This window comes from Photobacterium sp. SKA34 (assembly GCF_000153325.1).
Taxonomy (GTDB): Bacteria; Pseudomonadota; Gammaproteobacteria; order Enterobacterales; family Vibrionaceae; genus Photobacterium.
Map to the genome: position 1 here is coordinate 364,988 of NZ_CH724144.1, position 12,011 is coordinate 376,998.

Consider the following 12,011-nt stretch of genomic DNA (forward strand, 5'->3'; position numbering starts at 1 on the left):
GACATTGATTGTGAGCAAGGAAAAGATTTTATTTATTGACCGTGACGGCACCTTAATTGTTGAGCCGCCAGTAGACTTTCAAGTAGACCGTTTAGACAAACTTAAATTTGAACCAAATGTCATTCCTGCCCTACTTGCTTTGCAAAACGCAGGCTACAAACTAGTGATGGTGACAAACCAAGATGGTTTAGGTACAGATAGCTACCCACAGGCAGATTTCGACGCACCACATAATATGATGATGGAAATCTTCGAATCACAAGGTGTTGTATTTAGCGATGTGCTGATTTGTCCTCATTTTGATAACGAAGGTTGTAGTTGTCGTAAGCCTAAGCTTGGGCTGGTCAAAGAGTACCTCCAGCAAGGTCGTGTAGATTTTGAAACATCAGCAGTCATTGGCGATCGGATTACTGATCTACAACTGGCTGAAAACATGGCGATTCGTGGTATTCAGTACAACCCTGAAACCATGAATTGGATGCAGATCTTAACTGATTTAACCACCCAACCTCGTATTGCTGAAGTTGTAAGAACCACCAAAGAAACTGACATTCGTGTTAAAGTGAATTTAGATCAAACGGGCGGTAATACGATTTCAACTGGCCTTGGTTTTTTTGATCACATGCTAGATCAAATCGCCACGCACGGTGGTTTCCAAATGACCTTAACCGTTGATGGTGATTTACACATCGATGATCACCACAGTGTTGAAGATGCCGCACTTGCCTTAGGCGAAGCATTGAAAAAAGCCTTAGGTGATAAACGTGGAATTGGCCGCTTTGGTTTTAGCCTACCGATGGATGAGTGTTTAGCACAATGCGCATTAGATCTATCTGGTCGTCCATATTTGAAATTTGATGCACAATTTAGTCGTGATCAAGTAGGTGACCTATCAACGGAAATGGTGCCGCACTTCTTCCGCTCTTTAACTGATACGCTCGCTTGTACTCTGCACTTATCATCAACAGGTAATAACGATCACCACATTGTTGAAAGCCTATTTAAAGCTTTCGGGCGCACATTACGCCAAGCGATTAAAGTAGAAGGTAACGAGCTACCAAGCAGTAAAGGAGTGTTGTAATGACCGCAATCAATACTCAACAGCGCGTCGTCATTATTGATACAGGCTGTGCCAATGTCTCTTCTGTTCGCTTTGCTATTGAACGTCTTGGCTATCAAGTGGAAGTCAGCAAAGATCCAGAAGTTGTACTTGCTGCCGATAAACTTTTTCTTCCGGGGGTCGGTACAGCCAGTGAAGCAATGCAGAACCTACAACAGCGTGATTTAGTTAACTTAGTAAAACAAGTGACTAAACCGTTGTTGGGGATCTGTTTAGGTATGCAATTACTTGGTAAAGCGTCGCAAGAGCATGGGCTAAATGGCAGTGAAATTATTCCCTGTCTAGATTTGTGTGATGCTTCTGTAGAGAAAATCCAAGCAGAGGGTTTACCGCTGCCACATATGGGCTGGAACACTATTACACCGGAAGATAATCACCCACTATTTAATGGCATTCCTGCGGGAAGCTATTTTTATTTCGTTCATAGTTACGCCATGCCTGTATTTGATAATACCGCGCAACAAGGTGGCAAAACTATCGCCAACGCCCAATATGGCCAAAGCTTTACCGCTGCAGTGCAAAGCGGCAATTACTACGGGGTGCAATTTCACCCAGAGCGTTCAAGTAAAGCTGGCGCGAAATTAATTCAAAACTTCCTCGAACTATAACGATAACAAAGGACTTGTTATGATTATTCCTGCATTAGATCTGATTGAAGGCCAAGTCGTTCGTTTATTCCAAGGCGACTATGGTCAAGTAACAGAATACAAAGTCGATCCCGCAGAGCAATTTAATCTTTACCACCAAGCAGGCGCTAACTGGCTCCACTTGGTTGATTTAACGGGCGCAAAAGATACGCAAGCCCGTCAGTTATCCCTTATTGAAAAACTACTCAAAAGCACACTAGCAAATGTACAAATTGGTGGTGGCGTACGCACCGAACAAGACGTCGCAGATCTGCTTAACGCAGGTGCTAAACGCGTAGTGATAGGTTCAACCGCCGTTAAACAACCAGAGATGGTAAAAGGTTGGATGGAAAAATACGGTGCTGAACACATTGTATTGGCACTGGATATTAATATTGATGACAATGGTAACCGCATTGTTGCTGTTTCTGGTTGGCAAGAAGATTCAGGCGTTACTATTGAGGCGCTATTAGAAGATTTCTTAAAAGTGGGTTTAAAACACGTTTTGTGTACTGACATTTCTCGTGATGGCACATTGGCAGGCTCTAATGTAGAGTTGTATATCGATCTTTGTCGTCAATACCCGCAAGTACAATTTCAATCATCTGGCGGCATTGGCTCGCTTGATGATATTGCAGCGTTAAAAGGCTCCGGCGTAGCTGGCGTTATTGTCGGTCGTGCCCTACTCGACGGTAAGTTTACTGCCGAGCAAGCCTTTACATGCTGGAACAATTAAGGAGACCACAATGTTAGCTAAACGTATTATTCCTTGTTTAGACGTACGTGATGGTCAGGTTGTAAAAGGCGTCCAATTTCGTAACCACGAAATCATTGGCGACATTGTACCACTGGCAAAACGTTACGCTGAAGAAGGCGCAGATGAACTGGTTTTCTACGATATTACTGCATCAAGTGACGGTCGTGTTGTTGATAAAAGCTGGGTATCTCGCGTTGCAGAAGTAATTGATATTCCATTTTGTGTAGCCGGTGGTATTAAGTCTGCTGACGATGCAAGCCGTATTCTTCAATTTGGTGCAGATAAAGTCTCTATCAATTCTCCAGCTCTGGCAGATCCAACATTAATCTCCACATTAGCTGATAAGTTCGGTGTGCAATGTATCGTTGTCGGTATTGATTCCTATTTTGACGCTGAAACAGGTCAATATCAGGTATACCAATTTACTGGTGATGAAAAGCGTACCAAAGCTACCCAATGGCAAACACGTGATTGGGTTGAAGAAGTTCAACGTCGTGGCGCTGGTGAAATCGTACTGAACATGATGAACCAAGATGGCGTGCGTAATGGTTACGACTTAGAGCAACTCAACATAGTACGCAGTGTGTGTAACGTACCTTTAATTGCTTCTGGTGGTGCGGGTGAAATGCAGCACTTTAGCGATGCCTTTAAGCTTGCGAATGTAGACGGCGCCTTAGCTGCCTCTGTTTTCCATAAACAAATCATTAACATTGGTGATTTAAAGCAATTTCTGAAAACGCAAAATGTGGAGATCCGACTATGAGTTTATTAACCAAAATCAATTGGGAAAAAGTAGCCGGACTGATCCCTGCTATTGTTCAAGATAATGCCAGTGGTCAAGTTCTAATGCTTGGCTACATGAACGAAGATGCTCTTCAAAAGACACTTGATACTAAACAAGTCACTTTCTGGTCTCGTACCAAAGAGCGCCTGTGGACGAAAGGTGAGACATCAGGCAACGTACTGCAACTCAAAAGTATTCAGCTTGATTGTGACCAAGACACCTTATTAGTTCAAGTAGATCCGATTGGTCCAACTTGCCACTTAAACACGACCACCTGTTTTGATTCTGATGAAAGCGGTGTACAGCCACCGTCACTGGTTTTCCTTCATCAACTTGAACAGCTCTTGGCTAGCCGTAAAGGTGCAGATCCTGAGTCTTCCTATACAGCTAGCCTCTACGCCCGTGGCACCAAGCGTATATCGCAAAAAGTGGGCGAAGAAGGCGTTGAAGTCGCGCTTGCGGCAACGTCGGGTGACAAAGCGGAATTAGTGTGTGAGTCAGCGGATTTGATCTATCACCTGCTTGTACTGCTTCAAGATCAAGATCTATCACTGTCTGATATCACTGACAAACTACAAGAGCGTCATAATAAGAAATAATATTTTTATTAGTCCCAATAAAACAAAAGCCAGTTAAAATTTAACTGGCTTTTTTATGTAAACATATAATGAAAAAACACTATAGACAAGTTACAAAATTAACGGCCTAATGCCTCTTTGTAATGTAATCGACATACCGATACGTAACGAGCATTGCCACCAATTTCAACTTGTTCACCATCAGCAATAGCACGACCCGTTTCATCTTGACGGATCACCATGTTCGCTTTTCGACCACAATGACAAATTGTTTTTAATTCAACAAGTTTATCAGCCCACGATAATAGGTAACGACTACCTTCAAATAGCTCAGCTAAAAAATCCGTTCTTAACCCATAACACAACACTGGAATATCGAGTTTATCGACCACTTCGGTTAATTGATAAACCTGCGCTTTAGATAAAAACTGGCATTCATCAATTAATACGCAATCAATTTTGCCTTTATCCGATAACGCTTTTAATCGTTCGAATAAATCATCTTCTGCATTAAATAACTCAGCCTCTTCTTCTAAACCAATGCGAGAGCTGACTTTACCCACACCAAAACGATCATCAATCGCAGCAGTAAAAATAACGGGGGTCATTCCTCTTTCGCGATAATTAAATGAGGATTGCAATAATGTGGTCGATTTCCCTGCATTCATAGCAGAGTAATAGAAATACATTTGGGCCATGAGGATTCCCTAGTAATACGATTGGTTTAAAAAAACTGCGCCGATGCTACAGAAATTCACTCACAATGAAAAGTGATAGACTTAACAAGTACACATTAGTTACAAAAAAACCCATACCCTTTTTATTAAAAGTGTATGGGCTTCAGAGAACAGAGATAAAATCAGCTTTTTACTGTTAGGATATAAGTTCGTCGTGATAACCAAGCAAACAATATACAAACCATAATAAAAGTAATTATAGCCGCGATGAAGGCTACGGGTAATGAATCAGTCATACCTAGCACAAGAAAACCAATGGTAGAGACAAAAGCGACAGAAACCGCGTAAGGAAGTTGCGTGGCGACATGATCAATATGATGACAACGTGCCCCCGTTGAAGACAATATCGTGGTATCTGAAATCGGTGAACAGTGATCACCAAATACAGAGCCTGCTAATACACCCGCTAACATTGGTAGCATCAACGTAATATCGGTCGCCCCAGCTAAATCACCAGCGATAGGTAACATAATGCCAAACGTACCCCATGAAGTACCTGTAGAAAATGCCATCACTCCTGATAATAAAAATAAGATCATCGGTAATAGCATAGGGTTAATATTCCCTTGTACGAGCGTTGATAAATATTGACCCGTTTTCATATCACCAATAACGCTACCAATACTCCAAGCAAATAATAAAATTAAAATCGCACCAAACATGGATTTAGCACCAATCCATAACGTACGAATAACTTCATTAAATGCAATACGCTGTCGAATGACTGGAATAATCGCGGCAACTAAGCCAAATAAACCACCAAGGCAAAGTGACTTACCCACATCGGTATTTTCAAACGCACCTAACAGAGCAAAAGGTTTACCGTCTGCTGCTAATGTTTGGTAGCCTGTAAAAATCATAAAAAAGAACGTGGCAAATATTAAAATAATAATCGGCCAAATTAAATCGCCAACTTTACCTTTCGTACTTTCAACAATTTCTAATTCGTCCGTTAAATCTTTTGCTTGTTCATCAACATCACTGCCTTCATCAAATCCACGACAGTGCATTGCAGCCATCTCATGTTTTTTCATTGGTCCAATGTCCCATTGGAACCAAGACACAACAAAAACCATAGCTAAGGCAAAAATAGCATAGAAATTCATTGGCGCTAGCGTCAAAAAGGCACTTAAAGGTGTATATTCTGTTACCTCATGAGTAACTAAAATACCGCCAATTAATGTAATTATATACGCTCCCCAACTCGATGCAGGCATTAGTACGCACATTGGAGCGGCTGTTGAATCCAATATATAAGCCAATTTAGAACGCGAAACGTAATAGCGGTCCGTAACAGGACGAGCGATAGAACCCACCGCTAAACTATTAAAGTAATCATCAACAAAAATAAACACACCTAAAAAGGCGGCAAGCAGTTTCGCCCCCCTTTTCGTTTTAATTTTTGTTTGTGCCCATGCAGCAAATGCACGAGTACCACCAGACAATGTTAACAATGCTGTCGTCATGCCTAATATAATGAGGAATAAAACAATACTCATATTCCAGGTGTTAATACCACCATCAGATATGAATAAGTTTTGTATTGTGTCTCCTAAATAAGAAGCTGAATGATTAAATGAAAAATCATTTAAATAAAGTGCTCCTAATACGATACCCGCACCAAGAGAAACTAACACACGCCGAGAAAGTATCGCTAACCCTAATGCAACAATAGGAGGAATAATGGATACTAATGAATGGGAGTAATCTACTAAATTCATGATCTCAAAGACAACCGAATTAGGTTGGAGATCTACTGGATTACATGGTTGTTAACCATATTTGAAGAACATCTTAGCTCTTCTCTTTCACAGTAGCGCTCCATAGTGAATATGATTATATACTATGGCAGTGTTGCACTTATTCAATACAACCCCAGAAAAAGGATTTGACGTCACTTTTTCTTCGGCATTAGCTCCTTTCATTAACCGTCATTGGTTTCACCCTCTTGTTAATTACTAATAAATAATGCGCCTCTACCTTACATCAAGGTTGCGATTATTCTACGTCATGTTTCATTATTTGCAACAACATCACGTGAAACATTTAACAACACATCAAATGACACTGTTTTATAAATAAATTTTATCTCTGTATAGCTTCATTCATTAAATAGTATGAACCTATGAGCAGATATGTTTCATTTTGTAACTATGTAAACATCTATTAAGCATAAATCCGACATTCGTATTTTTATAAAAATACGAATGTCGGATTTATTAACAATAAAGAATAAAGAATGTTTAAAGTGTTTTGACATAAAGAATAAAAGCATTACTATTGTAATAAATGATTCGACACTGCTATTATTATTTACAGTTAGTTAAAAATAACAGGAAATATAAAATGTCTGATGCAATGAAAGCACTTTTAAACCTTCGTAGTCTTCGTGCGCTTTCTCGTGAATATACTTTAGAGCAACTAGAAGAAGCTTTAGAGAAATTAACTACCGTTGTTCAAGAACGTGCTGAAGCTGAAGAAGAAGAACAAGCAAAAGAAAATGAGCGTAATGAAAAATTAGCTCAATATCGTGAAATGCTATTAGCTGATGGTATCGACCCTGAAGAATTGTTAGCAAGCCTTTCAAAAGCACCAAAAGCAAAACGCGCTGCACGTCCAGCTAAATATAAATTCATCGATGAAAACGGTGAAGAAAAAACGTGGACAGGCCAAGGCCGTACACCAAGCGCGCTTAAGCTAGCACTTGAAAATGGTAAATCTTTAGAAGAATTTGAAATCTAATTTACTGCCATATATTTAAAAAGCTCAACTTAGTTGGGCTTTTTTTATACTTTCATAAACCAAAAATTACAGACATCAATCTAAAAAATAAATTTTAACATTGCTTATAGGTATATCTAAGCAAATCTTTATTAATTTTTAAATATAGATAAAACATCCTTAAATAAAAAAGCCAGGCAACAGGGCCTGACTTTCAATGCAGATAACCTAATCTATTATTGGTTAGAGCTATTAAATACGATCAGCGAGGTGACTGACAGCTAATGCAAAATAGTGAGAACGGTTCCATTTCATTAATGTTTGGTAATTACCATAAACAAGGTAAGTACGCCCATGTTCATCATCAGGTTGAATTAACCACGCATCAATGTCTTCTTTTGGTAAATTCCCACCACTCATAGTACGAACACCCAGTGTTTGCCATTGCGCTAGTGTTTTGGTTTTTTCTACACCCGTACCTTTTAAATCAGCCGATAATGATGATGGGATCTTAACTTGACGTCCCCAAGTATATTTGTCGTTCCAACCTGATTTTTTTAGGTAATTTGCTGCAGATGCAAAAACATCCGCTTTAGTGTTCCAAATATCCGCTCTACCGTCATTATTTCCATCGACGGCAAAGGTTAAATAAGATGTTGGCATAAATTGACATTGACCCATCGCCCCTGCCCATGATCCTTTCATCTCATCAATTGTAATATGACCTTCTTGAAGGATTTGTAATGCTGCCATCACTTGTTTTCGAAATAAAGCTTCACGACGGCCTTCATAAGCTAACGTGGTTAATGCTTCAACAACATGATAATTACCTTGTAATTTGCCAAAGTTACTTTCAACACCCCACAACGCGACAATAAAACGTGGCTGTACGCCGTATTCTTTACCAATACGATCTAACGTTGTTTTATTCTCTTGATATAAACGACGTGCTTGTTTGACTTTCCAATCAGTGACAGCCCGTGGAATATATTGATCTAATGTTAATTTTTTCTCAGGTTGGTTTTTATCCGCTTTTACTGCACGATGAGTAAATGTAATGCCTTTAAAAGCAGAATCGAGAATAGGCTCAGAAATACCATTACTGCGCGCTTCTGCTTTTAGTTTATTTATATATGCGTTAAACCCTTCATCAGCAGCATAAGCTGTTGAGGAAATCCCTAATCCTAAGGCCACAACGGCCGATATAAAACGCTTATGCATAATAACCTTAATTAGCTCTGCCGGCTTTTTCGGCTTTATATTGATCCAATAAATTTGTTACTGGCGGTGGAACCTGAAGATAGAAGCCAACAGTATTTAATGCTTCTTTTACTTTTTCAACATCGGCCAAGGCTAATTTTCTATCTTCTAACTTTATCACCATAACAAATTGCGGTTTACCAAATGTATTCATTAATACTTCAGGCACATCGGAGAAATCATCTTTCTTATTTACATATAAATATGTGTTATCTTTTTTTAAGCTTTTATAGATTGCACACAACATTTCAATTCACCTATTTGTTAAAGCTTATTCTTTCAGACAGCTATTTTAACGTATCATTCCCTATTGTTTTATTTTTCACCATACAGGATGAGACTTTTGTCTGAATTTCCAAAGTCAAAGCAAGGATAACTTGCCCCTTACTGCTAGGGAATATACCATGTTAGTACCTTTGTGATAATCAACAAGAATGGTTAATTTAAATATTAACCATAATAATGCCATGACCAAGACAACTGAACTTAAAGGGAGCTCATTTACGCTCTCTGCACTTCATTTAATTGATGGTGATATCAAAAAAGCGACCAATCACCTAAAAGAAAAAATTGAACTCGCACCTAATTTCTTTGCATCAGCTCCCGTTGTTATCGATATCTCTAATGCAGGCAAAGATATTAATTTTGAGCAATTAAAAGTAGCAATTGTCGACGCGGGCATGATCCCTGTAGGTATCAGCGGTTGTAAAGAACAAGCGTTACAAAATCAAGCAAAATCTGCTGGATTTGCTATTATGAATGCCGCACGCACGGTGAAAGAAAAAACAACAGCAGAATCTATTGAAGCAGAGCCCTCTTCTCAGCAAGTGCAAGGCCGAGAATCCGCACTTATCATTCGCACTCCTGTTCGTTCTGGTCAGCAGATTTATGCTAAAAATCGTGATCTTATTATTCTCAACCATGTAAGTGCGGGTGCTGAAATTATTGCTGATGGTTGTATTCATATTTACGGTACGTTACGTGGTCGAGCATTAGCTGGAGCGAACGGAGACCAAGAAGCGACAATTTTCTGTCAGAACTTGCAATCTGAACTAATATCAGTTGCAGGAAACTACTGGCTAAGTGATAACATTCAGGATGAGTTCTGGGGCAAGGGTGTTGTAATTTCAATTACTGATAATACGCTTAACATCGAGCACCTTGCTTTATAAAAGTTTTAATAAGGAATTTAGTAAATGGCACGAATTATCGTTGTTACTTCAGGTAAAGGCGGCGTTGGTAAAACAACTTCAAGCGCAGCCATTGCGTCTGGTCTAGCTTTATGCGGTAAAAAAACGGCGGTTATTGATTTTGATATTGGTCTACGTAACCTTGATCTCATTATGGGTTGTGAGCGACGCGTCGTTTATGACTTCGTAAACGTTATCAACGGCGAAGCGAATCTGAACCAAGCATTAATTAAAGATAAGCGTGTTAACAACCTTTTTGTTTTACCTGCATCTCAGACTCGTGATAAAGACGCACTCTCTCGTGAAGGCGTTGAGCGTGTGTTTAATGACTTGGATAAAATGAATTTTGATTTCATTATCTGTGACTCTCCAGCAGGTATTGAAACCGGTGCTTTAATGGCGCTTTACTTTGCTGATGAAGCTATTGTAACAACTAACCCTGAAGTATCTTCTGTTCGTGACTCTGACCGTATCCTAGGTATTCTAGATTCTAAGTCACGCCGTGCAGAGCAAGGCAAAGACGCAGTTAAACAACACTTGCTACTAACACGCTATAACCCGACACGTGTAACACAAGGTGAAATGCTAAGCGTTCAAGATGTTGAAGAAATTTTGCATATCCCTCTTTTAGGTGTTATTCCTGAAAGCCAAGCAGTGCTAAACGCGTCTAATAAGGGCGAACCCGTTATTTTCGATAATGAATCTGACGCAGGTATTGCTTATGAAGATACTGTTGCTCGTTTATTGGGTGAGGAACGCCCGTTTAAATTCTTAGAGGAAGAGAAGAAAGGCTTCCTAAAACGCTTATTTAGAGGCTAACTTTATATGGCACTGCTCGAGTTTTTCCGCCCGAAAAAGACGAAAACGGCGAACGTAGCGAAGGAAAGACTACAAATTATCGTCGCTGAACGTCGTAGTGCTGGACAACCGGCTCCAGCCTACTTGCCTCAATTAAAGCAAGATATTTTAGATGTGATCAGTAAGTACGTTCAAATCGACCCAAATCAAGTATCTGTAAACCTTGATCATAAAGAAGAAGATTTATCAGTACTCGAACTTAACGTGACGTTACCAGACGAAGAACGTTAATAAAGAAAAACCCGCAATAGCGGGTTTTTTCTTTTCCAGTGCATGCTAATAAACAATTATGCTTTTTCGTCTAATAGCGTTAATACACGTTGTTCAAATAAATCACGACGCCAGTTTTTCAACATCTCAGGTCGTTTTTCATCTTGACGTTGATATTTCCATGCCCAAGATAATACTTGGTGGATCTGCTTTTTAGAAGCTAAGAACTCAGGCGCTAAGCCGGTCTCTTTTTCAACATCGGTTACTACGTCTTTGATATGTTTTACCATCTGCTTGTAGTGAGGGAAATCAACTAATCGCTCTATTTTTGCGGGATAATCTTGCGCTGCAATGCGATCGCAATCATGTACCATTTTCAATAAACGGTTACCGTGACGTTGGATTTCCATTGGCTCAAAATCTTCTTTCTCAAGCCCTGCTCGTGATTTGATATTAAAACGCGCTAATTTCCACAAATGTAATTCTTTGACAATGAAATTTAATGCGATATCACGCTTCTGAGCTTCACGTACTCGCCACGCTGCAACTTTTTGCAAAACCGAGAGTTGCTGTGGGGTTAACTGCCATGCGTTTTTAATATCAAGATATGCTTTTTCTGGATCAACGGGCTTGATACGACGTTGCATGACAGATTGGCATTCTTGTTGTAGTGCTTCCATGTAACCTCGTTTTTCTACCTTAGCTAATAAGGTTTCAAACAACGGCTTTAAGTAATAAACATCTGCAGCAGCATAATCAAGTTGCTTTGCGGTTAAAGGACGTGCGAGCCAATTCGTTCGCGCTTCACCTTTATCAAGTTCAACACCAACGTATTCTTTCACTAATGCGCCAAAACCTGTTGAAATGCCATGTCCAAGGAAGGCTGCCATTAATTGAGTGTCAAACATTGGCGTCGGTAAGCAGCCAGCATGATGCTGAAACACTTCTAGATCTTCACCACAGGCGTGAAGCACTTTAATCACCGATTGATCTCGCAGCAGTGCCCACAATGGTTCCATGTCTTCTACTTCAATTGGATCAATTAACGATAACTGCTCACCATCGAATAATTGAATCAAACCTAAACGCGGGTATAACGTGCGAGTACGGACAAATTCCGTATCTAGCATGACAGCAGAGTGCGCTCTAGCGGATTCACAACGCAGTTCT

The 12,011-nt window shown here is 39.8% G+C and carries 14 protein-coding genes and 1 riboswitch; of the genes, 9 read left to right on the plus strand and 5 right to left on the minus strand.

The window, feature by feature from the left end:
- Positions 1 to 10 precede the first annotated feature (10 nt).
- From hisB to hisIE, 5 genes are read left to right on the plus strand one after another with little or no spacing between them, the layout of a single operon-like run.
- Positions 11 to 1,081 carry a bifunctional histidinol-phosphatase/imidazoleglycerol-phosphate dehydratase HisB gene (gene hisB, locus SKA34_RS17990; RefSeq protein WP_006646950.1) on the plus strand — a complete coding sequence of 357 codons (1,071 nt, stop codon included), beginning with the start codon at positions 11 to 13 and terminating at the stop codon, positions 1,079 to 1,081.
- Positions 1,081 to 1,728: an imidazole glycerol phosphate synthase subunit HisH gene (gene hisH, locus SKA34_RS17995; RefSeq protein WP_006646951.1), complete on the plus strand. Its 648-nt coding sequence runs from the start codon at positions 1,081 to 1,083 to the stop codon at positions 1,726 to 1,728. The genes hisB and hisH overlap by 1 nt, the downstream gene beginning before the upstream one ends.
- Before the next feature lie 19 nt (positions 1,729 to 1,747).
- Positions 1,748 to 2,482, plus strand: coding sequence for a 1-(5-phosphoribosyl)-5-[(5-phosphoribosylamino)methylideneamino]imidazole-4-carboxamide isomerase (hisA, locus tag SKA34_RS18000; protein WP_006646952.1), 735 nt, complete (start codon positions 1,748 to 1,750; stop codon positions 2,480 to 2,482).
- Between the two features lie 10 nt (positions 2,483 to 2,492).
- Entirely contained in the window at positions 2,493 to 3,266 is a 774-nt protein-coding gene (hisF, locus tag SKA34_RS18005) for an imidazole glycerol phosphate synthase subunit HisF (RefSeq protein WP_006646953.1), read from the plus strand.
- Positions 3,263 to 3,886 carry a bifunctional phosphoribosyl-AMP cyclohydrolase/phosphoribosyl-ATP diphosphatase HisIE gene (gene hisIE / locus SKA34_RS18010; RefSeq protein ID WP_006646954.1) on the plus strand — a complete coding sequence of 208 codons (624 nt, stop codon included), beginning with the start codon at positions 3,263 to 3,265 and terminating at the stop codon, positions 3,884 to 3,886. The genes hisF and hisIE overlap by 4 nt, the downstream gene beginning before the upstream one ends.
- A 98-nt stretch (positions 3,887 to 3,984) precedes the next feature.
- Here hisIE and SKA34_RS18015 read toward each other — a convergent pair whose 3' ends face one another.
- Positions 3,985 to 4,563 (minus strand): thymidine kinase, encoded by a 579-nt coding sequence (locus tag SKA34_RS18015; RefSeq protein WP_006646955.1) that lies wholly within the window; start codon positions 4,561 to 4,563, stop codon positions 3,985 to 3,987.
- 161 nt (positions 4,564 to 4,724) lie between these two features.
- Positions 4,725 to 6,323, minus strand: coding sequence for a Na+/H+ antiporter NhaC family protein (locus tag SKA34_RS18020; RefSeq protein WP_006646956.1), 1,599 nt, complete (start codon positions 6,321 to 6,323; stop codon positions 4,725 to 4,727).
- A gap of 85 nt (positions 6,324 to 6,408) precedes the next feature.
- Positions 6,409 to 6,589, minus strand: a riboswitch (Lysine riboswitch).
- Between the two features lie 359 nt (positions 6,590 to 6,948).
- Here SKA34_RS18020 and SKA34_RS18025 point away from each other — a divergent pair.
- Positions 6,949 to 7,344: an H-NS family nucleoid-associated regulatory protein gene (locus tag SKA34_RS18025; RefSeq protein ID WP_006646957.1), complete on the plus strand. Its 396-nt coding sequence runs from the start codon at positions 6,949 to 6,951 to the stop codon at positions 7,342 to 7,344.
- Positions 7,345 to 7,575: 231 nt separating this feature from the next.
- On the opposite strand, the gene SKA34_RS18030 is transcribed toward SKA34_RS18025, so the two are convergent.
- Together SKA34_RS18030 and SKA34_RS18035 are read right to left on the minus strand one after the other, a co-directional pair.
- On the minus strand, positions 7,576 to 8,544 hold the full coding sequence (locus SKA34_RS18030; protein ID WP_006646958.1) for a lytic transglycosylase domain-containing protein: 969 nt from the start codon (positions 8,542 to 8,544) through the stop codon (positions 7,576 to 7,578).
- Positions 8,545 to 8,551: 7 nt separating this feature from the next.
- On the minus strand, positions 8,552 to 8,830 hold the full coding sequence (locus SKA34_RS18035; protein ID WP_006646959.1) for a YcgL domain-containing protein: 279 nt from the start codon (positions 8,828 to 8,830) through the stop codon (positions 8,552 to 8,554).
- Between the two features lie 220 nt (positions 8,831 to 9,050).
- Between SKA34_RS18035 and minC the strand changes: the two genes are divergently transcribed.
- From minC to minE, 3 genes are read left to right on the plus strand one after another with little or no spacing between them, the layout of a single operon-like run.
- A complete protein-coding gene (minC, locus tag SKA34_RS18040) occupies positions 9,051 to 9,755 on the plus strand; it encodes a septum site-determining protein MinC (protein ID WP_198138505.1) in 705 nt (234 codons plus the stop codon).
- A gap of 24 nt (positions 9,756 to 9,779) precedes the next feature.
- Complete coding sequence (gene minD / locus SKA34_RS18045) at positions 9,780 to 10,592, plus strand: septum site-determining protein MinD (RefSeq protein ID WP_006646961.1); 813 nt, start codon at positions 9,780 to 9,782, stop codon at positions 10,590 to 10,592.
- Positions 10,593 to 10,598: 6 nt separating this feature from the next.
- Positions 10,599 to 10,862: a cell division topological specificity factor MinE gene (gene minE, locus SKA34_RS18050; protein WP_005370595.1), complete on the plus strand. Its 264-nt coding sequence runs from the start codon at positions 10,599 to 10,601 to the stop codon at positions 10,860 to 10,862.
- Positions 10,863 to 10,918: 56 nt separating this feature from the next.
- On the opposite strand, the gene rnd is transcribed toward minE, so the two are convergent.
- Positions 10,919 to 12,007: a ribonuclease D gene (rnd, locus tag SKA34_RS18055; RefSeq protein WP_083784425.1), complete on the minus strand. Its 1,089-nt coding sequence runs from the start codon at positions 12,005 to 12,007 to the stop codon at positions 10,919 to 10,921.
- Positions 12,008 to 12,011: the final 4 nt, after the last annotated feature.